The sequence below is a fragment of the Streptomyces sp. enrichment culture genome (assembly GCF_964272895.1).
Classification (GTDB): domain Bacteria; phylum Actinomycetota; class Actinomycetes; order Streptomycetales; family Streptomycetaceae; genus Streptomyces.
Genome location: NZ_OZ186832.1, coordinates 5,365,587 through 5,389,839, shown reverse-complemented (window position 1 = coordinate 5,389,839; position 24,253 = coordinate 5,365,587). Strand labels below are relative to the sequence as shown.

Genomic DNA, 24,253 nt, shown 5'->3' with positions numbered 1-24,253 from the left:
CTCCGGTCCGGTCATCGTGCGTCTTCGCACGTAGAGGCGGCGCGACCGTACCAAAACGTTCCCTCGCCGTAGCGGCGGGCCCGGAGCGGTTCGAAGCCGTCGGGCCACCGGAATTCGCCACCTCTGGTGCTGCGCTCCACGGTGACGAGCGCTTGCTTATCGAGCCAGCCCTCCGAGCGGAGTGTGAGCAGGATCTCGCGAAGATCGTCGTCTGTGACCGCATATGGGGGGTCGAGGAAGACGAGGTCGTACGGCTGCGAGGGGGGCGTTCTGATGATCTGTTCGGCCTTGCCGTGCCGGACCTCGGCGCCGGGCAGGCCGAGGTTCTTCACGTTCTCCCGGACCACGCGGGCGGCCCTCGCGTCGGCCTCGACCAGGAGGGTGTGGCCCGCGCCTCGGGACAGGGCCTCCAGGCCGACCGCTCCGGAGCCGGCGTAGAGGTCGAGGACCCGTTCGCCGTCCAGCGGGCCGCCGAGGAGGGACTGCCAGGTGGAGAAGAGACCCTCGCGTGCGCGGTCGGAGGTGGGGCGGGTTCCCGTGCCGGGGGGTACGGCGAGTCGACGTCCGCCGGCTTCGCCGGCGATTACGCGGGTCATCTTCGGTCCTTGGTCGTGGGTGTGTGCAGGTTCATTGTGGTCGGTCGCGCCCGCGCGGCGGTAGCCGCATACGGGGTACAGCCCCGCGCCCGTTGAGCGGCATCACCCTCAGCCCTTCTCCAGGTACTGCTCCCTCTCCTCGTCCAGGAGCGCGTCCAGGGCCGTGCGAAGGCCGGGGTACCCGGTGAGCTCGGGGTCCGCCTGGACGAGGGCCGTGGCCTCCTCCCGCGCCTCGGCGATGATCTCCTCGTCCTCGATGACGGCGAGGACCCGCAGGGAGGAGCGGACGCCCGACTGGGCCTGTCCCAGCACATCGCCCTCTCTGCGCTGCTCCAGGTCGATGCGGGAGAGCTCGAAGCCGTCCAGCGTGGACGCCACCGCGTTCAGCCGCTGGCGGGCGGGGCTGGCCTCGGGCATCTCGGTGACCAGCAGGCACAGGCCGGGGGCGGAGCCACGGCCCACGCGGCCACGGAGCTGATGGAGCTGGGAGACGCCGAAGCGGTCGGCGTCCATGATCACCATGGCGGTGGCGTTGGGGACGTTGACGCCGACCTCGATGACGGTCGTGGCGACCAGGACGTCGGTGTCGCCGGCGGCGAAACGGCGCATGACGGCGTCCTTGTCGTCCGGCGCCATACGGCCGTGCAGGACCTCCACCCGCAGCCCCTTCAGGGGACCCTCGGCCAGCTGGTCGGCGATGTCGAGGACGGCCAGCGGGGGCCGCTTCTCCGCGTCGTCCTCGGCGGACCTCTTCCCCTTCCTCGGGTCGTCCTCCTCATCGCCGATGCGCGGGCAGACGACGTACGCCTGATGGCCGTTCGCCACCTCCTCGCGGACCCGCTCCCAGGCGCGGGCCAGGAAGTGGGGCTTGTCGGCGGCGGGGACGACATGGCTGGCGATGGGCGAGCGGCCGGCCGGGAGCTGGTCGAGGACGGAGGTCTCCAGGTCGCCGAAGACCGTCATGGCGACCGTGCGCGGGATGGGGGTGGCCGTCATGACCAGCAGATGCGGGGGGTGCTTGCCCTTGCCCCGCAGGGCGTCGCGCTGCTCCACGCCGAAGCGGTGCTGCTCGTCGACCACGACCAGGCCCAGGTCGTGGAACTGCACCTTGTCCTCGATCAGGGCATGGGTGCCGATCACGATGCCGGCCTCGCCGGTGACCAGCTCGAGCAGGGCCTGACGGCGAGCGGCGGCGCCCATGGACCCGGTGAGCAGCACGACCTTGGTCGCCTGCTCGGCACCGCCCAGCATTCCGCCCTCGGCCAGCTCCCCCATCATCTCGACGACGGACCGGTGATGCTGCTGGGCGAGGACCTCGGTGGGCGCCAGCATCGCGGCCTGCCCGCCCGCGTCGACCACGGCGAGCATGGCCCGCAGCGCCACCATCGTCTTGCCCGATCCGACCTCTCCCTGCAGCAGGCGGTGCATCGGGTGGTCGGTGGCGAGGTCGGCGAAGATCTCGCGGGAGACCTTCTGCTGGCCCTCGGTGAGGGTGAAGGGCAGACGGTCGTCGAAGGCGGTCAGGAGGCCGTCCGGCCTGGGGGTGCGGGGGACGGCCGGGAGCTGGGCGTCGGCGTGGCGGCGGCGGGCGAGGGCGACCTGGAGGACGAATGCCTCGTCCCACTTGAGACGGGAGCGGGCGTCCTCGATGTCGGCCTTGGTGTGGGGGCGGTGGATCTTGAGGAGGGCCTCCGGGAGGGAGACCAGGCCCCGGCCCGCGCGGAGGGTGTCCGGGAGGGGGTCGACCGCCTCCTGGGCGCTGGGCAGGACCGTCTGGACGGCCTTGCCGATCTTCCAGGACTCCAGCTTGGCGGTGGCCGGGTAGAGGGGGATGAGGGCGCCGGCCCAGGTCTCGGCGGTCTCCTCGCCGTCGCCGCGGAGCAGTTCGTAGGCGGGGTGGGCGAGTTGGAGGCGGCGGTTGAAGATGGAGACCTTGCCGGCGAACATCGCGCGGGTGCCCGGCAGGAGTTCCTTGTGCGGCTTGTGCACACCGGCGCCGAAGAAGACCAGTTGGAGCCGGCCGCTGCCGTCGGTGATGGTCACCTCCAGGCGCTGGCCCTTGCCGCGGGGCGCCTTGGCGGAGGCGAAGGTGTGCAGACGGGCGTCGGCGACCTGGGCGACCACCGTGACGTGCTCGTCCATCGGCAGGTCGGCGAGGCGGGTGAGCTGCCCGCGCTCCTCGTATCTGCGCGGGTAGTGGTGGAGCAGGTCGCCGACGGTGTGCAGGCCGAGGTGCTCGGCCATCACCTTCGCGGTGGCGGGGCCGAGCACCTTCTTCAGTGGTTCGTCCAGTGCGGGCACGAGATCCATTGCACACCACGCCACTGACAATGCCGTATACGTACCGGGAAACCGCTGGTCAGGCGGCTGGTTGGGCCCCTAGGATGGCGCATCCGGCCACCCCCGCGGTCGCCGCCTCGCGAGAAGGCCGCCGACGCCAGGGCCGTCGACGGCGAGGCCCCCGATGAGGAAGGCGGCCGGTCATGACCGACGTCACGGATCTCGACTCGCTGCGGCTGGCACTGGCGGAGAACGCCGGGCGACCGGAGGGCCCCGACCGCAACGCGCGCGCGGAGCGGCTGGTGGGCGACGCCGAGCGGCTGGCCGCCCCGGCCGCCCTGGTGGAGGCGCTGATCCATCAGGTGCGGGTGTGCAGGTACAGCTCCGCGAAGGACAGGATGTCCGTGCCCTTCACCCGGCTGCTGCGCCTGTGGGACGAACACCCGGAGCGTTTCGGGCCGCAGGAGGCCCACTCGCTGCACTGGTTCTTCAAATGGATGTCGTCGGGGATGCTCGGCCGACCGGACGTCCCGCTCGCCTCGGTCGAGAAGTGGCTCGGGGAGATGGAGCGCCGCTACCGCCTCGGGGCGTACTCCGAGCGCCCGGTGCGCGCCGCCGAGCTGGAGGTCGCCGCGCACATCGGGGACACCCGGCGGGCCGAGCGGGCGTTCGGCGCCTGGCTCGCCGCCGACCGGGACGAGATGGCCGACTGCCCCGCCTGCGAGCTGAGCGGCCAGGGCCGGTGGCATGCCGTGCGGGGCCGTGACGAGCAGGCGCTGGAGGTGTGGGGGCCGGTCCTGGAGGGCGAGTTCGCCTGCGCCCATGAGCCGCACGACGTCCTGTCCGCCTCCCTGCTGCCGCTGCTGCGGCTGGGGCGGGCCGAGCAGGCCAGGGACCACCATCTGCACGGGGTCCGGCTGGTGCGGGCGATGGAGAGCATGCGCTCCGCCTACGCCGAGCATGTGGAGTTCTGCGCGCTGACCGGCAACGAGGCGCGCGGCCTTGAGCTGGTGGCCGAGCGGCCCGCGTACCTCGCCGACGGCGGTGATCCGCTGAGCAGGACGGAGTACCTGAGCGCGGTGGCGCTGCTGATGGACCGGCTGACCGCCCTGGGCCGGGGCGAGCGGTCCGTGCCCGGACCGGCGGGCCGCGCGTGGACCGCCCGTGAACTCGCCGCCCACGCGCGCGCGGAGGCGCTGTCCCTGGCGGATCGTTTCGACCGGCGCAACGGCACGTCGTCCGTCGGTGAGCGCACCCGCGCGCGGATGGACCGGGCGCCCCTGCTGGACCGGCTGCCGCTGGGGGTGCGTACGGCGGTGGAGTCCGCGCCACGCCCGCGCGTGCCGGAGGCCACCGCGCCCGGCCCCACCGTCCTGCTCGCCGAGGCGCGGCGGCTGTCGCAGACGCTCCGGCCCAACGCCGTGGAGGCATGGGCGGCCGCCGCGCGGGCCGCGCAGGGGCTGGAGCTGGACGTCCGCGACCGCGCGGAGATCCTCGACCACCGGGCGATGGGCCTGGGCGGGCCCGAGGGCGCGCGGCTCTTCGAGGAGGCCGCCGCGCTCTACGCCGAGGCGGGCGACGAGGGCGAGTCCCTCGCCGCCCGCACGCGTGCGGCCTACGTCCGCGCCCTGGACGGCGACCTCGACGCTGCCCTCGCGTCCGTCGCCGAGCCCTATGAGCGGGTCCTCACCCTCTACGCCGAGGGCGGGACCGGCCTGCGGCAGACCGCGTCGGTGCTGATGGGGCGGGCCCGCGTGCTGATGCGGCAGGTGCAGGAGGCGGCTAAGCGGGGGCTGCCGGCCACGGACGGACAGGGGGTGGCGGGCGGCCCCGGCGACGACGGGGCGGGCCCGGTCGATCAGGTCCCGGCCGGTGCCGAGGCCGGGCGCTCCGCGGGGCCAGGGCACCTGCGCGAGGCGCGGGCGGCCGTACGGGAGGTGCTCGCGCTCGTCGACGGGCGGGCCGACGGCGATGTACGCCTGGCGGCGCGGGGGGCCGAGGCGCGGGCGATGCTGGCGGACCTGGCGGCGCACGCCGGTGAACCGGCGCGGGCGGCCACGCTGTTCCGGCAGGCCGCGGCCGCGTTCGTGGAGGCCGGGCTGCCGTGGTTCGCGGTCGAGTACGAGGCCCGGCTGGCGATGCTGGCCCACCACCTCGGGGACGTCGAGGAGACCGAGCGGGCGCTGCGGGCGGCCCTGGAGCACGGCGGGCCGTATCTGGAGCCGCCCGGACGGGCCCAGCTGCACCTCCAGCTGGCCGAGGTGCTCGGCGGGCGGGACCGTCTCGACGAGGCCGCCGCGCAGGCGCTGGAGGCCGCGTACTGGGCCGACGCGGCCGCTGACCCGGCGTTCGGCGCCTGGGCGCGGCAGCTGCTCGGCGGGTTCCTGCTGCGGCTGGGGCGGTGGGCGCAGGCGGCCGAGGTGCTGGAGTCGGCGCTGGCGGACCTGTCGGCGGACACGCACGGCGACGGCGCGGTCGTGCAGACCCGGTGGTGGCTCGGCGACGCCCTGAGCGAGCTCGGCGAGCACCGGGCGGCCGCGGACCACCGGCTCCGGGCCGCCGAGCTCGCCCGGCACTGGCCCGAGCAGCAGGACCACGCGACGCTGGCCCATCTGGCCGCCGAGTCCCTCGGGGCGGCCGGCCTGCCCGTCGAGGCCGACCGGGCGTACGCGCGCGCGGGCGCCCTGTGGCGGCGGCTGGGCGACCCCCACGGCCTCGTCCGCTCCCTGCGCGCCCGCGCCTGGCTGGCGCTGCGCGCGGAGGGCGGCGCGGCCGGGGCGGCCGAGCTGATGGAGGCCGCCGTGCAGGAGTGCGCGACGGCCCTCGACGCGGCGGGCGAGGAGGCGGCACGGCGGCTCCTGACCCTGGAACTGGGCGACACCCACCGCCAGTTCGCGGATCTCCTGACGGCGGCGGCCGAGGAGCGGGCGGAGACCGAGGGCGTCCGGGAGGCACGGGCCGAGGACCTACGAGCCGGGCGCGAGGCACCGGACGAGAAGGACGTGCGGGCCGGACGTGACGTACGAGCCGGGCGCGAGGCACAGGCCGAGAAGGACGTGCGGGCCGGACGGGAGGCGGCTCTGGCCCGGCTCCTGGAGGCCGTCGCCGTCCTCGCCTCCCTGGGGGACGACGCCCGGCTCGCCCGTACCGACGCCCGGCTCGCGGCCGGGCGGCTCGCTCTCGCCCTGGGCCGGCCCGAGGACGCGCAGGCACACGCGCGTGCCGCGACGAGGGAGTACGCCGGTCAGGGCCCCGCGTCCGACGAGGCGGTCGGCGAACAGCTCAGGGAGGCCGAGCGGCTGCTGCGGCAGGCGCGGGAACACCGGGGGCACTGACCGGAACACCGGGAAGGCCGAGGCCGGTCCCGAGCACGGGGGCCCGCTACTCCACCCCGATGAGCAGCAGCGCCCCCTGCCGTCCGCCCCGGTACACCACCGTGTCGACGGCGAGGTAGGTCTCCCGTACACGGGCCTCCAGGCGGTCGGCGATGTCGTCGGGGGCCTCGTCGCCGAGGACGAGGGTGACGAGCTCACCGCCGGCCGCGAGCATGCGGTCGAGGACGGTGCGGGCGGTGTCGGCGACGTCGGCCCCGATCACGGCCACATCGCCGTCGATCAGGCCGAGGACGTCCCCGGCCTGGCAGATGCCGGCCGTGGTCCAGGACTCCCGCTCGGCGACGGTGACCTCGGCGTAGCGGGTCGCGCCCGCCGCCGAGGTCATGGCGACGACGTCCTCGTCGAAGCGGCGGTCCGGCTCGTGCACGGCGAGCGCGGCGATGCCCTGCACGGCGGAGCGCGTCGGGATCAGCGCGACCCTGACGCCCTCGGTGCGGGCCTGCTCGGCCGCCGCCGCGGCGGTGTGGCGCAGCTCGGCGTCGTTGGGCAGCAGCACCACCTCGCGCGCGTGGGCGCGCCGTACGGCCTGGACGAGCTCCCCGCTCGCGGGCGGCTCTCCGGGCCGGGCGAGCACGGTGGTCGCGCCCGCCTCGGCGTACAGCCCGGCCAGGCCCTCGCCGGGGACGACGGCCACCACGGCCCGCTGGGCGCGCTCCACGGGCGGGCGCCCGCCGCGCGTGGTGTGGACGTCGCCGACGCCGAAGTGGGTGATGCGGATCCGGTAGGGCCGCCCGGCCTCGACGCCCACCTCCACGGCGGCACCGGCGTCGTCCACGTGCACATGGACGTTCCACAGCCCGTCGCCGCCGACGACGACGAGGGAGTCGCCCAGCGTGTCCAGGCGCCGCCGCAGCCGCGCCACGGCCTCGTCGTCCGCCTCCAACAGATAGATCACCTCGAAGGCGGGCCCGTCGCCCGTGGCGTCCCCGGCGCAGTCGACCGCGTCGGCGGACTCCGGGGCGTCACCGGTGCTCGCGGCAGCGGCGGCCGCGGCCTCGGCCGCCCCCTCCGCGTCCCCCCGCGCACGGGTCTCCGCCGCTCCCTCCCCCCGCGCGCGTCCCCCCGGCGTCTCCCCGGTCAGCGCCTCCAGCAGCGCCCCCAGCACCGCCACCAGCCCCCGCCCCCCGGCGTCCACGACCCCGGCCCTGCGCAGGACCGCGAGCTGGCCCGGGGTCGCGGCGAGGGCGGCGCGGGCGCCTTCGTAGGCGGCGCGGGCCACCTTCCGGCAGTCCCCCTCGGCCCCGGCGGCGGCGTCGGCGGCGGCCGAGGCGACCGTGAGGACCGTGCCCTCGACGGGGTGAGCGACGGCCTGCCGTGCGGAGTCGGCGGCATGCCGCAGGGCGAGGGCGAGGCCGGGCCCGTCGGTGTGAGGGGTGTCACCGTCGGCGGCCAGCACCTGGGCCAGGCCGCGCAGCAGCTGGGCGAGGATCGTGCCGGAGTTCCCGCGGGCCCCGATGAGCGCGCCGTGGGCCATGGCCCGCAGGGCGTCCGCGAGGGAGGGGTCGGCACCGTCCCCCGCGCCGGCGGCGTGCCCGTCGAAGACCGCCTCGACGGCCGCGGCGGCGGACTCGACGGTCAGATAGAGGTTGGTGCCGGTGTCCCCGTCGGCCACGGGATAGACGTTGATCGCGTCGATCTCCTCGCGCGCGTGCCCGAGCGCCCGCAAGGCGAGCCCGCACCAGGTGCGCACCGCGAGAGCATCGAGGAATGTCTGCGGCACCTGCGCCACCTGCGCCTCCTTGATCTGCAGGACCTCTGGGGAGATCGGGACGCAGCGTAGACCCCGGGGCGGGTGCCCGCGGGACGTGGGCCGGGGGCGGGCCCCTGAGCTGCCATGGTAGTTTCGTTGCACGGGCGCAGCCGTTGTATGCTGCTCCGGTTGCCCGATCCACATCGGGCTATTCCCCCTGGCAGCGCCACTCAGATCCTCGATCTCGATCCCGGCATGCCGGGATTAACCGTAAGTGCATCTGAAGTCTTTGGAGTGACCCGTGGCTGCCAACTGCGACGTCTGCGGCAAGGGGCCGGGCTTCGGCAACAACATCTCGCACTCGCACCGCCGTACGTCCCGCCGCTGGAACCCGAACATCCAGCGTGTGCGTACCGTGGTCGGCGGGACGCCGAAGCGCGTGAACGCCTGCACCTCGTGCATCAAGGCCGGCAAGGTCTCGCGCTGACGCTCAGCTGAGCGCGCGGCCACGCCGGATCGCTGCACAGAGCCGGTCCACCTCCGGGTGGACCGGCTTTTTGCCGTACCCGAGCACGGGCGGCACAGGCGCTCCCCCCGAGCCGGCCCCATGATCTGCCCCTGAGCACCGCCCGCGTGATCAGCCCCTGAGCACCGCCCGCGTGATCAGCCCTTGAACCGCCAGCCGTGGTCCACCGGCCCGATCCCGCCGCCGAGCGCGAATCCGGCGGCGATCGCCCCGGTGACGTACGCCTTGGCCTCCGCCACCGCCTCCGGCACGCCCAGCCCCTTCGCCAGCCCCGACGCGATCGCGGAGGCCAGCGTGCAGCCCGTGCCGTGGGTGTGCCGGTTGTCGTGCCGGGGCGAGCGCAGCCAGTGCTCCGCGGAGCCGTCGGTGAGCAGATCCACGGCGTCCCCGGCCAGATGCCCGCCCTTGATCACGACCCAGCGCGGCCCGTACGCCAGCACGGCCGCCGCGGCCCGGCGCAGATCGTCCTCGGACTCGACGTGGAGACCTGTGAGTTGGGCCACCTCGTCGAGGTTCGGGGTCGCCACGGTCGCCACCGGGAGGAGCTTGGTGCGGACGGAGTCCAGCGCGGAGGCCGCCAGCAGGGGGTCCCCGTGCTTGGAGACGCCGACCGGGTCCACCACGGCCGGCGCGTCCGTGCCGGAGATCAACTCGGCGACCGCCTCGACCAGTTCCGCCGAGGCGAGCATGCCGGTCTTCACGGCCTGGACGCCGATGTCGTCCACGACGCTGCGGTACTGGGCCCGCACGGCCTCCACGGGCAGTTCCCAGGCGCCCTGGACGCCCAGCGAGTTCTGCGCGGTCACGGCGGTGATCACGCTCATGCCGTGCACGCCGAGCGCGAGCATCGTCTTCAGGTCGGCCTGGACGCCGGCGCCTCCGCCGGAGTCCGAGCCCGCCACCGTGAGGACCTTGGGGATCATGACTCGATGTCCCCGCCGAAGTGGTCCCAGCCGCCCTTGCTGGTCCACGGCGCCCCGTCGACGGTCACCTGGGGCAGCGCGGAGGGGTTGAGCACCTCGCCGATCACCTTCCAGCGGGCGGGCAGCTTCACGTCCGGCGGGAAGGTCGCCACGATCGCGTGGTCCTCTCCCCCGGTCAGCACCCACTGCATCGGGTCGACACCGACGGCCTGCCCGATGTCGTTCATCTGCGAGGGCACGTCGATCGCGCCGGAGCGGATGTCGATGCGGACCTTGCTGGCCTCGGCGATGTGCCCGAGGTCGGCGATCAGCCCGTCGCTCACGTCGCACATGGCGGTGGCGCCGAGCCCGGCCGCGGCCGGACCGGCGTGGTAGGGCGGCTCGGGGCGGCGGTGGGCCTCCACGAAGGCGCGCGGCGAGCGGAAGCCGCGGGAGAGCACCGCGTAGCCGGCCGCGGACCAGCCGAGCCAGCCGGTCACGGCGACGATGTCGCCGGGCTGGGCGCCGGCCCGGGTGACGGGCTCCTGGTTGCGCAGATCGCCGAGCGCGGTGATCGACACCATGATCGTGTCGCCGCGTACGACGTCGCCGCCGACCACGGAGGCGCCCGCGACCTGGCACTCGTCGCGCAGGCCGTCCATCAGCTCGCTCGGCCAGGTGACCGGGAGTTCGGCGGGCACGACCAGGCCGAGCAGCAGCGCGGTCGGTACGGCGCCCATGGCGGCGATGTCCGCGAGGTTCTGCGCGGCGGCCTTGCGGCCCACGTCGTAGGCCGTGGACCAGTCGCGGCGGAAGTGCCGGCCCTCCAGCAGGATGTCGGTGCTGGCCACGACCCTGCGGTCGGGCGCGGCCACCACCGCGGCGTCGTCGCCGGGGCCGACCCGGACCGCCGGGGTGGTGGTGAGACGGGAGGTGAGCTCCCTGATGAGCCCGAACTCCCCGAGCTCACCAACAGTGCCCTTCATCGACCTTTCGCCCCTTCTGTCCCTGTCCGTGCCCGGTCGCGGGCCCTGGCGGCCCTCGCTACGGTCGAGATGACCGTCAACTTCTGTCGTGCCTGAACCCCGGCGCGCGAGCTCCGGTTCCCGCAGGTCTCCCCGCGGCGAGCGGCGACGCGATACCGTGGCGTTCCTTTTCCCCACATGATCCTCGTGGCCGCCCTGGAGGTTCCGTGGTACAGGCGTACATCCTGATCCAGACTGAGGTCGGCAAGGCGTCGACCGTAGCCGAGACGATCAGCAAGATCCCTGGTGTGATCCAGGCCGAGGACGTGACGGGTCCCTACGACGTCATCGTGCGCGCCCAGGCCGACACCGTCGACGACCTCGGTCGCATGGTGGTCGCCAAGGTCCAGCAGGTGGACGGCATCACCCGCACCCTGACCTGCCCGGTCGTGCATCTGTAGCCCCCGTCTACCCTTGGCCGGTGCGCTCTCCTCGTCACCGGCTCCGCTTTGTCATCGGGCTGCCCGCGTTCGCCCTGCTCCTCGCCTCCGTGGGCTGCTCCTCAGGGGACGACAGCACCTCCACGGCGGTTCCCACCCCCGACGCCGAGGTCGCCGGGCTGTGCCGGAACCTCGACGAGGCGCTGCCGGCCGAGGTGGGCGGTGAGAGCCGGGCGGACCCCGAGCCGGCGTCGGCGCTGACCGCGGGCTGGGGTGACGACCCGGCGATCATACTGCGGTGCGGGGTGCCCCAGCCGCCGAAGATGGTCTCACCGGAAGTGGCCGAGGGGCGGGACGCGGATGCCGTTCCCGGCGGGGTCGAGGGCGTGGACTGGCTGATGGAGAAGCGGGGGGAAGGCGCGTTCCGCTTCACCACCGCCAATCGTCAGGCGTACGTCGAGGTGACGGTGGCGTCGGGGGTCGACAGTTCCAAGGTCCTGGTCGACCTGGCGCCGGCCATCAGGAGGACCGTGCCGTGGAACGAGGGGTACAGAGCGCCGTAGCGGACCGTGCCGGGGCGCGGGTCGGTTTCGCTCGTCGCGCTCACGCGGCGGAGCCGCATGTCGCCTGCGGCCCCGCGCCCCTGGAGGCCGCTAGCGCAGGCCCGTCGACCTGCGCAGTGCCGCCTGGATCAGCTTGTCCACCAGGTCCGGGTACGAGATCCCGGTCGCCTGCCACATCTGCGGGTACATCGAGATCGGGGTGAAGCCCGGCATCGTGTTGATCTCGTTGATCACGAACTCGCCGTCCTCGGTGAGGAAGAAGTCCGCGCGCACCAGGCCCTCGCAGGAGGCCGCCTCGAAGGCGTCCACGGCCAGGCGCTGGACCTCGGCGGTCTCCTCGGGGGTGAGGGGCGCCGGGACGATGCCCGGGGTGGAGTCGATGTACTTGGCCTCGAAGTCGTAGTACGCGTGGGCGTCCGGCGGCGGGATCTCCGCGGGCAGGGAGGCGCGCGGGCCGTCCTCGAACTCCAGGACGCCGCACTCGATCTCACGGCCGCGCAGGGCCGCCTCGACAAGGATCTTGGGGTCGTGGCGCTGCGCCTCGGCGACGGCCTCCTCCAGCCCGGAGATGTCGTCGACCTTGGTGATGCCGATGGAGGAACCGGCGCGGGCGGGCTTCACGAACAGGGGCCAGCCGTGCTCGCCGGCGAAGTCGACGATCTTCTTGCGGGCCGCGGACTCGTCCTGCTGCCACTCGCGGGGGCGGATCACCACGTACGGGCCGACCTTGAGCCCGAAGGAGGTGAACACCCGCTTCATGTACTCCTTGTCCTGGCCGACGGCCGAGGCGAGCACGCCCGAGCCGACGTAGGGGACGCCGGAGAGCTCCAGCAGGCCCTGGAGGGTGCCGTCCTCGCCGTAGGGGCCGTGCAGGACGGGGAAGACCACGTCGACCTCGCCGAGGGCCTTGGGCACGGAGCCGGGCTCGCTGTAGACCACCTCGCGGCTCGCGGGGTCGACGGGGAGCACCACGCCGCCCTCGCCGGACTCGGCCAGCTCCTCGACGCTGGGCGTACGGCGGTCGGTGATCGCCATGCGCTCCGGCTCGTCGGCGGTCAGCGCCCACCGCCCGTCCCGGGTGATGCCGATCGGCAGGACGTCGTACTTCGTCCGGTCGACGGCCTTGAGGACGGCTCCGGCGGTGACCACGGAGATCCCGTGTTCGGAGCTGCGCCCGCCGAACACGACGGCCACACGCGGCTTGCGGGACGGCTGCTCGGGGCTCTGGGGGAGGTTCTCGGTGCTCATAACGGCTTGAGAGTACCCGTTGGTAGTGCGTCGACCTAGCGTCGACCGGTTCGGCAGCGCCGCAAGGGGCGCGGGGACCTGCGCGACCAGCCACGACGGCGCGAACGCCAGCCACCGGCCCCGCGCCGCACGGCGCTTCGCGGCGCTCCCCGCGGAGCGCTCAGCGCCGCTCCGGCTTCGCGCTGCGCGCCATCAGCTCCTTGAGCGCGACCACGGGCGGCTTGCCCTCGTGGACGATGCCGACGACCGTCTCGGTGATGGGCATGTCGACGCCGTGCCGACGCGCCAGATCCAGCACCGACTCGCAGGACTTGACGCCCTCGGCGGTCTGCTTGGTGACCGCGATGGTCTCCTGGAGGGTCATGCCCTTGCCGAGGTTGGTGCCGAAGGTGTGGTTGCGGGACAGCGGCGAGGAGCAGGTGGCCACCAGGTCGCCGAGGCCCGCGAGGCCGGAGAAGGTCAGCGGGTCGGCACCCATCGCCAGGCCGAGGCGGGTCGTCTCGGCGAGGCCACGGGTGATCAGCGAGCCCTTGGCATTGTCGCCGAGCCCCATGCCGTCGGCGATGCCCACGGCCAGCCCGATGACGTTCTTCACCGCGCCACCCAGCTCGCAGCCGACGACGTCGGTGTTGGTGTACGGGCGGAAGTACGGCGTGTGGCAGGCGGCCTGCAGCCGCTGGGCGACCGACTCGTCGGTGCAGGCGACCACGGAGGCGGCCGGCATCCGGGCGACGATCTCGCGGGCCAGGTTGGGCCCGGTGACCACGGCGACGCGCTCCGGGCCGACCTTGGTGACGTCCTCGATGACCTCGCTCATCCGCATGGTGGTGCCGAGTTCGACGCCCTTCATCAGGGAGACGAGGACCGTGTCGGGGGCGAGCAGCGGGGTCCAGGCGGCGAGGTTCTGCCGCAGCGTCTGGGAGGGCACCGACAGGACCGTGAAGTCGGCGCCCGCGGCGGCCTCGGCGGGGTCGGTGGTGGCCCGCAGGTTCTCCGGGAGCTCCACCCCGGGGAAGTAGTCCGGGTTGATCCGGGTGGAGTTGATCGCGTCGGCGACCTCGGGGCGGCGCGCCCACAGGGTGACCTCGCAGCCCGCGTCGGCGAGCACCATGCCGAACGCCGTCCCCCACGAACCGGCGCTGAAAACCGCCGCCTTGACCGGCTTGCTCACTTGCCCTGCCCCTCTGCCTGCCTGCCACGGGTCTGCGCCTGGGTCCGCCGCCGCTGCTCGATGCGCTCGCGGCGCGGATCGTAGGGAGTCTCGGGCGCCTTCTCGCCGCGGATCTCCTCCAGCTGGCGGGTGATCGCCGCCATGATGACCTCGGTGGCCTCCTTGAGCACCTCGGCGGTCATCTCGCGGTCGTAGTACGGCGAGAGGTCCACCGGTGGGCCGGCCAGGACGTGGTGGGTCTTGCGCGGCCACAGGTGGGGCTTCTTGGCGTAGGGCGGCAGCAGTTCGTTGCAGCCCCACTGGGCCACCGGGATCACCGGGCACTTGGTCTGCAGCGCGACGCGGGCAGCGCCGGTCTTGCCGGTCATGGGCCAGCCGTCGGGGTCGCGGGTGAGGGTGCCCTCGGGGTAGAAGGCGACGCATTCGCCGCGCTCCACGGCGTCGATCGCGGCGCGGAAGGCGCTCAGTGCGTCGGTGGACTCCCGGTAGACCGGGATCTGCCCGGTGCCGCGCATCGCGGCGCCGACGAATCCCTTCCGGAAAAGGCCGCTCTTCGCCAGGAATCGCGGGACCCGTCCGGTGTTGTACTGGTAGTGCGCGTATCCGAAGGGATCGACGTGCGAATTGTGGTTCACCACGGTGATAAATCCGCCCTCGGCCGGAATGTTCTCCATTCCACGCCAGTCCCGCTTGAGCAGAACCACCAGCGGCGGTTTGCAGATCACCGCGGCGAAGCGGTACCAGAAGCCGATTCTGCGGCGGGGCACGCGAGCACCTTCCTCTAGGGCCTGGGGGCCGCACAAGTGTCGCCCCAGGCCGCCGTCCTGTCGAGAACACCGTACGCCCCGCCACCACAACCGCCAGATGGGACCGCCTGCCCCGTTCCGCGGCGCGGGGGACAATGACCCCGACTCGGGAGGGACGAAAGCGCGTGCAGTGGACCTTGGTCATTCCTGTGAAACCGCTGACGCTGGCCAAGAGCCGGCTGTCGGACACCGCCGGGGAGGGGGTCCGGCCGGGGCTCGCCCTCGCGTTCGCGCAGGACACCGTGGCGGCCGCGCTGGCCTGCGCCGCGGTCCGCGATGTGGCGGTCGTCACGGACGACGCGCTCGCCGCCCGGGAGCTGGCGGCGCTGGGGGCGCGGATCGTCCCGGACGAGCCGCGCGCGGGCCTGAACGCCGCGCTGGCGCACGCCGAGGAGGTCGTACGGACTTCGCGCCCCCAAAGCCCGGTGGCGGCCCTGAACGCCGATCTTCCGGCACTCCGCCCGGTGGAATTGGCCCGGGTCCTGGACGCGGCGGCGCATTTCCCGCGCGCATTTCTCCCGGATGCCGCCGCAATCGGCACCACGCTTCTGGCGGCCGCGCCCGGACGGGATCTTCTTCCCGTATTCGGCCCCGATTCCAGGGCCCGCCATCGCGCCTCGGGCGCTGTGGAACTCACACCGGCCGCGGTGGATTCCGTACGCCAGGACGTGGACACCGGCGACGATCTGCGCGCGGCCCTCGCGCTGGGGGTCGGCCCCCGTACGGCGGCGGCGGCCGCGCGGCTGCTGACGCCGGGGCAGTAGGCTGCGGGCATGCAGGCGACCGCATACACGTACGACGCCGAGACCCGCAGCGGGCAGGTGCTGCTCGACGACGGCACCCCCGTCCCCTTCGAGGCGGCCGCGTTCGACGCGGGCGGGCTGCGGCTGCTGCGGCCCGGACAGCGGGTGCGGGTCGAGACCGAGGGCGAGGGCGACGCCCGGCGGATCACGCTGATCACCCTGCAGACGTTCTGACCTGGGGCGGAACAGGTCCCGGACACGCCGCGGGCCGGGCTCCCGAAGGAGTCCGGCCCGGCGTGTGAGTGCCCTTTCGCCGTCGCCTACTTGCGGGCGGTGGCCTTCTTGGCGGTGGTCTTGCGCGCGGTCGACTTCTTCGCGGGCGCCTTCTTGGCGGTGACCTTCTTCGCCGGGGCCTTCTTGGCCGTCGCCTTCTTGGCGGTGGTCTTCTTCGCGGCGGTGGTCTTGGCGGTCGCCGTGGTCTTCTTGGCGGGCGCCTTCTTCGCCGTCGTCTTCTTCGCCGTCGCCGTGGTCTTCTTGGCGGTGGTCTTCTTCGCCGTGGTCTTCTTCGCGGCCGCGGTCTTGGTGGTGGCCTTCTTGGCGGCCGCCTTCTTCACCGTCGCGGAAGCCCCGCCGGTCAGGCTGCCCTTGGGCGCCTTCTTGACGGCGATGTCGCCCTTCGGGAGCTTCTTCGAGCCGCTGACCAGGTCCTTGAAGCCCTGGCCCGCACGGAAGCGCGGGACCGACGTCTTCTTGACCCGAACCCGCTCGCCCGTCTGGGGGTTGCGGGCGTAGCGGGCCGGACGCTCGACCTTCTCGAACGAACCGAAGCCGGTGACCGAGACCCGGTCGCCGGCGACGACCGCGCGGACGATGGCGTCCAGGACCGCGTCGACAGCATCGGCGGCCTGCTGGCGGCCGCCCATCTTGTCGGCAATCGCTTCTACGAGCTGCGCCTTGTTCACGTCTTCCCCTTCGGAGACATCGCCAGAACGAAAGTGTTCAAGCTTTTTCGCACGTTAGGCAGATATATACCGCAAATCAAACACGAAACGGGCTTATCACCCTTGTGCCGCAACGGACTCGACCGCACCGGGCTTGTTCAGCGGTCCTCTTCGGGGAGTCGACCCTCGTCGAGGTCCTGGATGAACCGCTCCAGGCGCCTTGTCGCATCGGCGAGATCGTGCTTGGCCGCGGCCGTAATGACCAGCAGCTTCCGGGTCAGCGCCATCCGTACGCCCTCCGGGACTTGCAGTGCGCGCACCCTTGCGTGCGCTTCCTTGAGTTGGTCCGCGACTGCCGCATAGAGCTCGAGTTGGCCGTCGTGTTCCATGCACAGATTGTGCCATCTGGGGCGAGTTGTCGCCTGCCCGGGGGGCAACTGCCGCCCCGAAAGGCCCTCCGAACTCCCGCCGCCGTCGCGGTCCGACGGCTCGCCTACCCCGACAACCAAGCCTGTAACCAGCGGAGTTGACCCGAACACCGACGCCATGCACGGCCGTGCGAAGACAAAAACAGCTGTACCCCCGATCGGGGCGATCGGGGGTACAGCGGGGGTTGCGCGTGGCCGGAATTCGCCCCCGTCGGGGGGTCCGGCTCAGACCGTCAGGGTCCGCGGCTTGTAGGCGGGGCGCTCCGCCTCGTAGGCGGCGATGTCCGCCTCGTTCTGGAGGGTGATGGAGATGTCGTCCAGACCGTTCAGCAGCCGCCAGCGGGAGTTCTCGTCCAGCTCGAAGGAGGCGGTGATGCCCTCGGCGCGCACCTCACGGGCCTCAAGGTCCACCGTGACCTCGGCCGTGGGGTCCTTCTCGGTGAGCTCCCACAGCGCGTCCACGATCTTCTGGTCCAGGACGACCGTGAGCAGGCCGTTCTTCAGCGAGTTGCCGCGGAAGATGTCGGCGAAGCGGGAGGAGATCACGGCCTTGAAGCCGTAGTTCTGCAGCGCCCAGACGGCGTGCTCACGGGAGGAGCCGGTGCCGAAGTCGGGGCCGGCGACCAGGACGGTCGCACCCTCGCGCTCGGGCCGGTTGAGCACGAACTCCGGGTCCTTGCGCCATGCCTCGAACAGACCGTCCTCGAAACCGTCCCGCGTGACCTTCTTGAGCCAGTGAGCAGGGATGATCTGGTCGGTGTCGACGTTGGAGCGGCGCAGCGGGACGGCCCGGCCGGTGTGCGTGGTGAATGCTTCCATGGCTGATCAGACTCCAGCGGGCGTACGGGTCTCGGCGTCGGACAGGTCGGCCGGGGAGGCCAGGTGGCCCAGGACGGCCGTGGCGGCCGCGACCTGCGGCGACACCAGGTGGGTGCGCCCGCCCTTGCCCTGGCGGCCCTCGAAGTTGCGGTTGGAGGTGGACGCGGAGCGCTCACCGGGGGCCAGCTGGTCGGGGTTCATGCCCAGGCACATGGAGCAGCCCGCGTGCCGCCATTCGGCGCCGGCCTCCTTGAAGACCACGTCCAGGCCCTCGGAGACGGCCTGCAGACCGACCCGCGCGGAGCCCGGGACGACCAGCATCCGTACGCCGTCGGCGACTTTGCGGCCCTTGAGCAGCTCGGCCGCGGCCCGCAGGTCCTCGATGCGGCCGTTGGTGCACGAGCCTACGAAGACGGTGTCCACCTTGATGGAGCGCAGCGGCTGTCCGGCCTCCAACCCCATGTACTCCAGGGCCTTTTCGGCGGCCAGGCGCTCCGAAGCGTCTTCGTACGAAGCCGGGTCGGGGACGTTCGCCGAAAGCGGTGCGCCCTGCCCCGGGTTGGTGCCCCAGGTGACGAACGGCGACAGCTCGGCGGCCTCGATGACCACCTCGGCGTCGAACTCGGCGTCGTCGTCGGTCCTCAGCGTCTTCCAGTACGCGACGGCCGCGTCCCAGTCCTCGCCCTGGGGGGCGTGCGGGCGGCCCTTGAGGTACGCGAAGGTGGTCTCGTCGGGGGCGATCATGCCCGCGCGGGCGCCGGCCTCGATCGACATGTTGCAGATGGTCATCCGGGCCTCCATCGAGAGCTTCTCGATGGCCTCGCCGCGGTACTCCAGGACGTAGCCCTGGCCGCCGCCCGTGCCGATCTTCGCGATGATCGCCAGGATCAGGTCCTTGGCGGTGACGCCCTCGGGCAGCTCGCCGTTGACCGTGATCGCCATGGTCTTCGGGCGGGCCATGGGCAGCGTCTGGGTGGCCAGCACGTGCTCCACCTGGGAGGTGCCGATGCCGAACGCCAGACCGCCGAAGGCGCCGTGCGTGGAGGTGTGGGAGTCACCGCAGACGACGGTCATACCCGGCTGGGTCAGGCCCAGCTGCGGTCCCACGACGTGGACGACGCCCTGCTCGACGTCGCCCAGCGGGTGCAGGCGCACCCCGAACTCGGCGCAGTTCTTGCGCAGCGTCTCCAGCTGGGCGCGGGAGACGGGGTCCGCGATGGGCTTGTCGATGTCGAGGGTGGGGGTGTTGTGGTCCTCGGTGGCGATGGTGAGGTCGAGGCGGCGGACCTTGCGGCCGCTCTTGCGGAGGCCGTCGAAGGCCTGGGGGCTGGTCACCTCGTGCAGCAGGTGCAGATCGATGTAGAGGAGGTCGGGCTCGCCCTCGGCGCGCCGGACGACATGGTCGTCCCAGACCTTCTCCGCGAGTGTCCTACCCATCGCTTTCCCTCCGGCCGGCAAAGGTGCGCCGGCCCAACTAGAGATCTTGAGGAGACGGCGCCCGCACCCCTGATCCGGGCACTCGCCGCCAGGCCCGTGTGGTCTGCGGGCCGCTGTGCATCCAAGGGTTGCGCGTTCTGAAGAAAATTGAACTTGCGTTTCACAGAGTGAGACGCGAGTATCGTTGCATGGACAACAGTAGCGGCGTCGGCGTTCTGGACAAGGCGGCCCTCGTCCTGAGCGCTCTGGAGTCCGGCCCGGCCACCCTCGCGGGACTGGTCTCGGCCACCGGACTGGCACGACCCACGGCCCACCGCCTGGCCGTGGCTCTGGAACACCACCGCATGGTGGCACGCGACATGCAGGGGCGGTTCATCCTCGGCCCGCGCCTGGCCGAGCTCGCGGCCGCGGCCGGCGAGGACCGCCTCCTCGCCACGGCGGGCCCGGTGCTCACGCACCTGCGCGACGTCACGGGCGAGAGCGCGCAGCTCTACCGCCGCCAGGGCGACATGCGCATCTGCGTCGCCGCGGCGGAGCGGCTGTCCGGCCTTCGGGACACCGTCCCGGTCGGTTCGACGCTCACGATGAAGGCCGGCTCCTCGGCGCAGATCCTCATGGCCTGGGAGGAGCCCGAGCGCCTGCACCGGGGCCTGCAGGGCGCCCGCTTCACGGCGACGGCCCTGTCGGGCGTACGGCGCCGGGGCTGGGCCCAGTCGATCGGTGAGCGCGAGCCGGGCGTCGCGTCCGTCTCGGCGCCCGTACGCGGCCCCTCCAACCGCGTCGTGGCCGCCGTCTCGGTCTCCGGCCCCATCGAGCGCCTCACGCGTCATCCGGGCCGTATGCACGCCCAGGCGGTCATCGACGCCGCGGCCCGCCTCTCGGAGGCGCTGCGCCGCTCCGGCTGACAGCACCGGCACACGCCGTAGGGGAAGAGCGGCCTCAACGCCGCGGCAGCTCTCCCCTGCGGCCAGGGAACGCCCCTCGGGGCGAGGGACCGCCCCCCCCCGGGGGGCCAGGTGCCGCCGGCTCGGTCAGGGCCGGGGCGAACGGCGCGCGCCGTGTGCCGACTTGATGCTCCGCGCCGGTGTCCGGTGAACGCCGAAGGGGCCTCCGCCGAAGCGGAGGCCCCTTGGGACGCGTACCCCCGACCGGATTCGAACCGGCGCTACCGCCTTGAGAGGGCGGCGTGCTAGGCCGCTACACAACGGGGGCGTGGACACTGCGTTTCCGCAGGTCCGAGCTGGTCTACCTGGACTCGAACCAAGACTAACTGAACCAGAATCAGTCGTGCTGCCAATTACACCATAGACCAATGTGGTTTAGACCAGTCAGTACCCCCGACCGGATTCGAACCGGCGCTACCGCCTTGAGAGGGCGGCGTGCTAGGCCGCTACACAACGGGGGCCCTAGCGATCCTGCGTCGAGATCAGCGGGAGCTACCCAGACTGTCCTCGCGGGAAGGATCTGTACCCCCGACCGGATTCGAACCGGCGCTACTGCCTTGAGAGGGCAGCGTGCTAGGCCGCTACACAACGGGGGCTTTGCAGATAAGCTCTGCGAGCTGGCCTACCTGGACTCGAACCAAGACTAACTGAACCAGAATCAGTCGTGCTGCCAATTACACCATAGGCCACTGGAACTCAAGCCCCTGCGGGGATCTCGTTCTAGCTTGCTCCTCGGGGCTTCGGCCTTTCGGCCCGCGCCCCTCGGCGCAGAAAGAACATTACCCGAAGGTGTCCGGGGCTCCAAAACGGGTATCGGCGCCGAGGACCGCGGGGAGTTCGGCGAGGCTCTTGATCCGGTGCCCGCCAGGGGGTGTCCCGGCGTCGGGATACGCCCCGCCGCGATCGATCCACACCGACAGCAGGCCCGCCTCGGCGGCCCCGCGCCCGTCGATCTCCGGGTGGTCACCGACGTAGGCGACCTCGTGCGCGGGCAGCGAGATGGCCTCGCACACGGCGCGGAAGGCCGCCCGCTCCGGCTTGGAGACGCCCAGCTCGGCGGCGCACAGGATGGTCTCGAAGCGGTCGTGGACGCCCAGCACGCGCAGCTTGCGGTCCTGCACGGTCAGGCTGGAGTTCGACAGCACCGCCTGCCGGTAGCCGGCCGCGAGGGTGTCCAGGACCGGGACGACGTCCGGGAACAGGCTCCAGGCGGTCTCGTAGTGGGTCACGTAACGGTCGAACCAGTCGTCCGCCTCCGCGTCGCTCAGCTCCTCCCCCAGGAAGACCCGCACCCGGTCCCGGCGCTGCCCCTGGAAGGTCGTCTCACCGGCCGAGAACCGCGCCCACTGGGCGGCCGTGACCTCCCGCCAGCGTGCGAGAGCCGCCGCGGGGCTCCCGAAGCCCTCCAGCAGGCCCTCGGCGGCGAGATGGGCGCGCATGCCCTCGCGGTCCGCGGTCGTGTAGTCGAAGAGGGTGTCGTCCACGTCCCAGACCACGGCTCGGATGCTCATGCACCGACCGTAACCCGGCGACCACGCTCGCGGGGCGGATACGGGGAAGGGCCTGCCGGCACACTGCGGGCCATGAGCGCGTACCGCGTCCAGTGCACGGTCGAGGCCCGCGCGGCGTACGACGCCCTGCCTCCCTCCCGGCGGTCCCACCTGGACAAGGCCGTACGGATAGGGCGTACGTGGCGCCAGGCGTGAAGTTCTCGTCGCTGGAGTACATGGTGGCCGGCGCGATCATGGTCGTCGTCGTGCTGGAGATCTTCGACGAGAGCGCCTCTCTGATCGACAAGGCGACGCCCAGTGACCGATACGCCGAGGGGCGGCACCCGGAGATCCGGGTGCCGCCCCTTCGTGCGCGTGTGACCTACGCCGCCAGCTTCGCCAGCGCCGCGTCGATGCGGGCCAGCGTGGTGTCCTTGCCGAGGATCTCCAGGGACTCGAACAGGGGCAGGCCGACCGTGCGGCCGGTGACCGCGACGCGGACCGGGGCCTGGGCCTTGCCGAGCTTGAGGCCGTGGGCCTCGCCGGCGGCCAGGACGGCCTCCTTCAGGGACTCGGCGGAGGTCCAGTCCGCCGCCTCCAGCTTCTCGCGGGCCGTGCGCAGCAGGGCGTCGGAGCCCTCCTTCATGGCCTTGGTCCAGCTGGCCTCGTCGAAGACCGGCTCCGGCAGGAAGAGGAAGTCGACGTTGTCGGTGATCTCCGACAGGACCTTCAGACGGGTCTGCGCGTGCGGGGCGATCGCCTGCCACTTGGACTCGTCGAAGTCCTCCGGGGCCCACGGGGCGAAGGGGGCCTTCAGCCAGGGGGCGCAGCGCTCGGTGAAGTCCTTCACATCGAGCATGCGGATGTGGTCGCCGTTGATCGACTCGCACTTCTTCAGGTCGAAGCGGGCCGGGTTGGGGTTCACGTCCGCGATGTCGAAGGCCGCGACCATCTCCTCGATCGAGAAGACGTCCCGGTCGGCGGAGAGCGACCAGCCGAGCAGCGAGAGGTAGTTGAGCAGGCCCTCGGGCAGGAAGCCCTGCTCGCGGTAGAGGTTGAGGGAGGACTGCGGGTCGCGCTTGGAGAGCTTCTTGTTGCCCTCGCCCATCACGTACGGCAGGTGGCCGAAGGACGGGATCTCCTTGGCGATGCCCAGCTCGATCAGCGCCTTGTACAGGGCGATCTGGCGGGGGGTGGAGGAGAGCAGGTCCTCGCCGCGCAGGACGTGGGTGATCTCCATCAGGGCGTCGTCGACCGGGTTCACGAGCGTGTAGAGCGGGGCTCCGTTGGCTCGTACGATCCCGTAGTCCGGGACGTTCTCCGGGGTGAAGGTCAGCTCGCCGCGGACCAGGTCGGTGAAGGTGATCGTCTCGTCGGGCATCCGGAAGCGGACGATCGGGGTGCGGCCCTCGGCCTGGTACTGCGCGACCTGCTCGGCGGACAGCTCGCGGCAGTGGCCGTCGTAGCCGGACGGCCGGCCTGCGGCGCGGGCGGCCTCGCGGCGGGTGTCCAGCTCCTCCTGGGAGCAGTAGCAGTGGTAGGCGTAGCCGCCGTCGAGCAGCTTCTGGGCGACCTCCTGGTAGAGGTCCATGCGCTGCGACTGGCGGTAGGGCGCGTGCGGGCCGCCGACCTCGGGGCCCTCGTCCCAGTCGAAGCCCAGCCAGCGCATCGCGTCGAGCAGCTGCCGGTAGGACTCCTCGGAGTCGCGGGCCGCGTCGGTGTCCTCGATGCGGAAGACCAGGGTGCCCTGGTGGTGGCGCGCGAAGGCCCAGTTGAACAGGGCGGTGCGCACGAGGCCCACATGCGGGTTACCGGTGGGCGAAGGGCAGAAACGAACGCGTACGGGTGCGCTAGCCACGCTTGACAACCTTGTTGGTGAGAGTGCCGATGCCTTCGATGGTGACGGCGACCTCGTCGCCGACAGCCAGGGGGCCGACCCCCGCGGGGGTGCCCGTGAGGATGACGTCGCCGGGGAGCAGCGTCATGGCCTCGGTGATGTTGACGATCAGGTCCTCGATCGAGTGGATCATCTCGCCGGTGCGGCCGAGCTGGCGCTGCTGACCGTTGACCGTGAGCTGGATGGTCAGGTCGCTCGGGTCGAGGTCGGTCTCCACCCAGGGGCCGAGCGGGCAGGAGGTGTCGAAGCCCTTGGCCCGCGCCCACTGCTTCTCGCGCCTCTGCACGTCACGGGCGGTGACGTCGATCGCGCAGGTGTAGCCGAAGATCACGTCCTTGACGCGCTCGCGCGGGACCTCGCGGCACATGCGGCCGATGACGACGGCCAGTTCGGCCTCGTGCTGGAGGTCCTCGGAGAAGGACGGGTACTGGATGGCGTCGCCGGGGCCGATCACCGAGGTGGCGGGCTTGAAGAAGGCGAACGGGGCGTCCGGCACCTCGTTGCCCAGCTCGCGGGCGTGCTCGGCGTAGTTGCGGCCGAAGGCCACGACCTTGTTGGGGAGCACCGGCGGCAGCAGCCTGACCTTGCTCAGCGGCACCTTCGTACCGGAGAGCTCGAAGTCCGCGAACGGGATGCCCTTGATGATGTCGAGGACGAGTTCGTCCTGCTTCTCGCCCTCGACCGCGCCGAAGGCGACGTTCCCGTCGATGGAGAACCTGGCGATGCGCACGGGTTGCTTGGCCCCTTGACTGAAGCGGCTGGAGTCTGACGCTCCAGGCTAACGCGGCAGGGGGCGGCTGCCGCGCCCATATACGCCGGGGGGTGGGGCCGAGGGGGCCGGTGCGCCGCGGGGGCGGGTCTACGGGGGCCGGTGCGCCACGGGGGGGCGGGCCTACGGGGGGCCGGTGCGCCGCGGGGCCGTACGCGCGAGGGCGCCGCGGACCGGGTGGGTCCGCGGCGCCCTCGGGGCCG

Annotated in this window: 23 protein-coding genes and 5 tRNA genes; 8 read left to right on the top strand and 20 right to left on the bottom strand. The window is 72.4% G+C overall.

Annotated elements, in window-relative coordinates:
* Nucleotides 1-11 precede the first annotated feature (11 nt).
* Together rsmD and recG are read right to left on the bottom strand one after the other, a co-directional pair.
* Nucleotides 12-596, bottom strand: coding sequence for a 16S rRNA (guanine(966)-N(2))-methyltransferase RsmD (gene rsmD / locus ACSU6M_RS24430; RefSeq protein ID WP_437072327.1), 585 nt, complete (start codon nucleotides 594-596; stop codon nucleotides 12-14).
* 108 nt (nucleotides 597-704) lie between these two features.
* Complete coding sequence (gene recG, locus ACSU6M_RS24425; RefSeq protein ID WP_437072326.1) at nucleotides 705-2,906, bottom strand: ATP-dependent DNA helicase RecG; 2,202 nt, start codon at nucleotides 2,904-2,906, stop codon at nucleotides 705-707.
* 173 nt (nucleotides 2,907-3,079) lie between these two features.
* On the opposite strand from recG, the gene ACSU6M_RS24420 reads away from it, so the two are divergent.
* A complete protein-coding gene (locus tag ACSU6M_RS24420) occupies nucleotides 3,080-6,211 on the top strand; it encodes a tetratricopeptide repeat protein (protein WP_437072324.1) in 3,132 nt (1,043 codons plus the stop codon).
* A gap of 46 nt (nucleotides 6,212-6,257) precedes the next feature.
* Here the strand turns inward: ACSU6M_RS24420 and ACSU6M_RS24415 are convergent, their stop codons facing one another.
* Nucleotides 6,258-8,000 carry a DAK2 domain-containing protein gene (locus ACSU6M_RS24415; protein WP_437072323.1) on the bottom strand — a complete coding sequence of 581 codons (1,743 nt, stop codon included), beginning with the start codon at nucleotides 7,998-8,000 and terminating at the stop codon, nucleotides 6,258-6,260.
* Nucleotides 8,001-8,262: 262 nt separating this feature from the next.
* On the opposite strand from ACSU6M_RS24415, the gene rpmB reads away from it, so the two are divergent.
* Nucleotides 8,263-8,448, top strand: coding sequence for a 50S ribosomal protein L28 (gene rpmB / locus ACSU6M_RS24410; protein WP_003993230.1), 186 nt, complete (start codon nucleotides 8,263-8,265; stop codon nucleotides 8,446-8,448).
* A gap of 176 nt (nucleotides 8,449-8,624) precedes the next feature.
* Here rpmB and thiD read toward each other — a convergent pair whose 3' ends face one another.
* Nucleotides 8,625-9,410 (bottom strand): bifunctional hydroxymethylpyrimidine kinase/phosphomethylpyrimidine kinase, encoded by a 786-nt coding sequence (gene thiD / locus ACSU6M_RS24405; RefSeq protein ID WP_437072321.1) that lies wholly within the window; start codon nucleotides 9,408-9,410, stop codon nucleotides 8,625-8,627.
* Nucleotides 9,407-10,375, bottom strand: coding sequence for a thiamine-phosphate kinase (locus tag ACSU6M_RS24400; protein ID WP_437072319.1), 969 nt, complete (start codon nucleotides 10,373-10,375; stop codon nucleotides 9,407-9,409). The genes thiD and ACSU6M_RS24400 overlap by 4 nt, the downstream gene beginning before the upstream one ends.
* Nucleotides 10,376-10,581: 206 nt before the next feature.
* Between ACSU6M_RS24400 and ACSU6M_RS24395 the strand changes: the two genes are divergently transcribed.
* Together ACSU6M_RS24395 and ACSU6M_RS24390 are read left to right on the top strand one after the other, a co-directional pair.
* Nucleotides 10,582-10,815 (top strand): Lrp/AsnC family transcriptional regulator, encoded by a 234-nt coding sequence (locus ACSU6M_RS24395; RefSeq protein ID WP_003997603.1) that lies wholly within the window; start codon nucleotides 10,582-10,584, stop codon nucleotides 10,813-10,815.
* Between the two features lie 20 nt (nucleotides 10,816-10,835).
* On the top strand, nucleotides 10,836-11,357 hold the full coding sequence (locus tag ACSU6M_RS24390) for a DUF3515 domain-containing protein (RefSeq protein ID WP_437072318.1): 522 nt from the start codon (nucleotides 10,836-10,838) through the stop codon (nucleotides 11,355-11,357).
* Nucleotides 11,358-11,447: 90 nt separating this feature from the next.
* Here ACSU6M_RS24390 and ACSU6M_RS24385 read toward each other — a convergent pair whose 3' ends face one another.
* The 3 genes from ACSU6M_RS24385 to ACSU6M_RS24375 form a co-directional block, all read right to left on the bottom strand.
* On the bottom strand, nucleotides 11,448-12,605 hold the full coding sequence (locus tag ACSU6M_RS24385) for a D-alanine--D-alanine ligase family protein (protein WP_437072316.1): 1,158 nt from the start codon (nucleotides 12,603-12,605) through the stop codon (nucleotides 11,448-11,450).
* Between the two features lie 160 nt (nucleotides 12,606-12,765).
* Nucleotides 12,766-13,776 carry an NAD(P)H-dependent glycerol-3-phosphate dehydrogenase gene (locus tag ACSU6M_RS24380; RefSeq protein WP_437072314.1) on the bottom strand — a complete coding sequence of 337 codons (1,011 nt, stop codon included), beginning with the start codon at nucleotides 13,774-13,776 and terminating at the stop codon, nucleotides 12,766-12,768.
* The gene (locus ACSU6M_RS24375; protein ID WP_437072313.1) at nucleotides 13,773-14,543 is read right to left on the bottom strand and encodes a lysophospholipid acyltransferase family protein; all 771 of its coding nucleotides are present in this window, start codon (nucleotides 14,541-14,543) and stop codon (nucleotides 13,773-13,775) included. The genes ACSU6M_RS24380 and ACSU6M_RS24375 overlap by 4 nt, the downstream gene beginning before the upstream one ends.
* Before the next feature lie 164 nt (nucleotides 14,544-14,707).
* Between ACSU6M_RS24375 and cofC the strand changes: the two genes are divergently transcribed.
* Both cofC and ACSU6M_RS24365 read left to right on the top strand, forming a co-directional pair.
* Nucleotides 14,708-15,346, top strand: a complete 639-nt coding sequence (gene cofC / locus ACSU6M_RS24370; RefSeq protein ID WP_437072311.1) for a 2-phospho-L-lactate guanylyltransferase — start codon at nucleotides 14,708-14,710, stop codon at nucleotides 15,344-15,346.
* A 9-nt stretch (nucleotides 15,347-15,355) separates the two neighbouring features.
* On the top strand, nucleotides 15,356-15,559 hold the full coding sequence (locus tag ACSU6M_RS24365) for a hypothetical protein (RefSeq protein WP_437072309.1): 204 nt from the start codon (nucleotides 15,356-15,358) through the stop codon (nucleotides 15,557-15,559).
* Between the two features lie 86 nt (nucleotides 15,560-15,645).
* Here ACSU6M_RS24365 and ACSU6M_RS24360 read toward each other — a convergent pair whose 3' ends face one another.
* The 4 genes from ACSU6M_RS24360 to leuC form a co-directional block, all read right to left on the bottom strand.
* On the bottom strand, nucleotides 15,646-16,287 hold the full coding sequence (locus tag ACSU6M_RS24360) for an HU family DNA-binding protein (RefSeq protein ID WP_437072308.1): 642 nt from the start codon (nucleotides 16,285-16,287) through the stop codon (nucleotides 15,646-15,648).
* A gap of 137 nt (nucleotides 16,288-16,424) precedes the next feature.
* Nucleotides 16,425-16,655 (bottom strand): hypothetical protein, encoded by a 231-nt coding sequence (locus tag ACSU6M_RS24355; RefSeq protein ID WP_437072307.1) that lies wholly within the window; start codon nucleotides 16,653-16,655, stop codon nucleotides 16,425-16,427.
* 264 nt (nucleotides 16,656-16,919) lie between these two features.
* Complete coding sequence (gene leuD / locus ACSU6M_RS24350; protein WP_437072305.1) at nucleotides 16,920-17,513, bottom strand: 3-isopropylmalate dehydratase small subunit; 594 nt, start codon at nucleotides 17,511-17,513, stop codon at nucleotides 16,920-16,922.
* Nucleotides 17,514-17,519: 6 nt separating this feature from the next.
* Nucleotides 17,520-18,950: a 3-isopropylmalate dehydratase large subunit gene (gene leuC / locus ACSU6M_RS24345; RefSeq protein WP_437072303.1), complete on the bottom strand. Its 1,431-nt coding sequence runs from the start codon at nucleotides 18,948-18,950 to the stop codon at nucleotides 17,520-17,522.
* Between the two features lie 188 nt (nucleotides 18,951-19,138).
* Here leuC and ndgR point away from each other — a divergent pair, with 188 nt between their 5' ends.
* Nucleotides 19,139-19,855 (top strand): IclR family transcriptional regulator NdgR, encoded by a 717-nt coding sequence (gene ndgR / locus ACSU6M_RS24340; RefSeq protein ID WP_003997614.1) that lies wholly within the window; start codon nucleotides 19,139-19,141, stop codon nucleotides 19,853-19,855.
* 234 nt (nucleotides 19,856-20,089) lie between these two features.
* On the opposite strand, the gene ACSU6M_RS24335 is transcribed toward ndgR, so the two are convergent.
* From ACSU6M_RS24335 to ACSU6M_RS24310, 6 genes are all read right to left on the bottom strand, one after another.
* Nucleotides 20,090-20,162: transfer RNA gene (locus tag ACSU6M_RS24335), tRNA-Glu, on the bottom strand.
* A 28-nt stretch (nucleotides 20,163-20,190) separates the two neighbouring features.
* Nucleotides 20,191-20,262: transfer RNA gene (locus ACSU6M_RS24330), tRNA-Gln, on the bottom strand.
* Between the two features lie 20 nt (nucleotides 20,263-20,282).
* A tRNA-Glu gene (locus ACSU6M_RS24325) sits at nucleotides 20,283-20,355 on the bottom strand.
* A gap of 62 nt (nucleotides 20,356-20,417) precedes the next feature.
* Nucleotides 20,418-20,490 (bottom strand) — tRNA-Glu (locus ACSU6M_RS24320).
* A 21-nt stretch (nucleotides 20,491-20,511) separates the two neighbouring features.
* Nucleotides 20,512-20,583 (bottom strand) — tRNA-Gln (locus ACSU6M_RS24315).
* A gap of 90 nt (nucleotides 20,584-20,673) precedes the next feature.
* Entirely contained in the window at nucleotides 20,674-21,405 is a 732-nt protein-coding gene (locus ACSU6M_RS24310) for an HAD family hydrolase (RefSeq protein ID WP_437072301.1), read from the bottom strand.
* A gap of 72 nt (nucleotides 21,406-21,477) precedes the next feature.
* Here ACSU6M_RS24310 and ACSU6M_RS24305 point away from each other — a divergent pair, with 72 nt between their 5' ends.
* Nucleotides 21,478-21,600, top strand: coding sequence for a hypothetical protein (locus ACSU6M_RS24305; protein ID WP_437072299.1), 123 nt, complete (start codon nucleotides 21,478-21,480; stop codon nucleotides 21,598-21,600).
* A gap of 166 nt (nucleotides 21,601-21,766) precedes the next feature.
* Here the strand turns inward: ACSU6M_RS24305 and gltX are convergent, their stop codons facing one another.
* Nucleotides 21,767-23,242, bottom strand: coding sequence for a glutamate--tRNA ligase (gene gltX, locus ACSU6M_RS24300; RefSeq protein ID WP_437072298.1), 1,476 nt, complete (start codon nucleotides 23,240-23,242; stop codon nucleotides 21,767-21,769).
* Nucleotides 23,235-24,011 carry a fumarylacetoacetate hydrolase family protein gene (locus tag ACSU6M_RS24295; RefSeq protein ID WP_437072297.1) on the bottom strand — a complete coding sequence of 259 codons (777 nt, stop codon included), beginning with the start codon at nucleotides 24,009-24,011 and terminating at the stop codon, nucleotides 23,235-23,237. The genes gltX and ACSU6M_RS24295 overlap by 8 nt, the downstream gene beginning before the upstream one ends.
* Nucleotides 24,012-24,253 lie beyond the last annotated feature (242 nt).

Excerpts from the sequence above, each read along its gene's own strand:
- thiD (WP_437072321.1), bottom strand. The coding sequence starts at position 9,410 with ATGATCCCCAAGGTCCTCACGGTGGCGGGCTCGGACTCCGGCGGAGGC.
- rsmD (WP_437072327.1), bottom strand. The coding sequence starts at position 596 with ATGACCCGCGTAATCGCCGGCGAAGCCGGCGGACGTCGACTCGCCGTA.
- leuD (WP_437072305.1), bottom strand. The coding sequence starts at position 17,513 with ATGGAAGCATTCACCACGCACACCGGCCGGGCCGTCCCGCTGCGCCGC.
- ACSU6M_RS24365 (WP_437072309.1), top strand. The coding sequence starts at position 15,356 with ATGCAGGCGACCGCATACACGTACGACGCCGAGACCCGCAGCGGGCAG.
- ACSU6M_RS24310 (WP_437072301.1), bottom strand. The coding sequence starts at position 21,405 with ATGAGCATCCGAGCCGTGGTCTGGGACGTGGACGACACCCTCTTCGAC.
- ACSU6M_RS24400 (WP_437072319.1), bottom strand. The coding sequence starts at position 10,375 with ATGAAGGGCACTGTTGGTGAGCTCGGGGAGTTCGGGCTCATCAGGGAG.
- ACSU6M_RS24305 (WP_437072299.1), top strand. The coding sequence starts at position 21,478 with ATGAGCGCGTACCGCGTCCAGTGCACGGTCGAGGCCCGCGCGGCGTAC.
- ACSU6M_RS24420 (WP_437072324.1), top strand. The coding sequence starts at position 3,080 with ATGACCGACGTCACGGATCTCGACTCGCTGCGGCTGGCACTGGCGGAG.
- recG (WP_437072326.1), bottom strand. The coding sequence starts at position 2,906 with ATGGATCTCGTGCCCGCACTGGACGAACCACTGAAGAAGGTGCTCGGC.
- ndgR (WP_003997614.1), top strand. The coding sequence starts at position 19,139 with ATGGACAACAGTAGCGGCGTCGGCGTTCTGGACAAGGCGGCCCTCGTC.
- ACSU6M_RS24355 (WP_437072307.1), bottom strand. The coding sequence starts at position 16,655 with ATGGAACACGACGGCCAACTCGAGCTCTATGCGGCAGTCGCGGACCAA.
- leuC (WP_437072303.1), bottom strand. The coding sequence starts at position 18,950 with ATGGGTAGGACACTCGCGGAGAAGGTCTGGGACGACCATGTCGTCCGG.
- ACSU6M_RS24385 (WP_437072316.1), bottom strand. The coding sequence starts at position 12,605 with ATGAGCACCGAGAACCTCCCCCAGAGCCCCGAGCAGCCGTCCCGCAAG.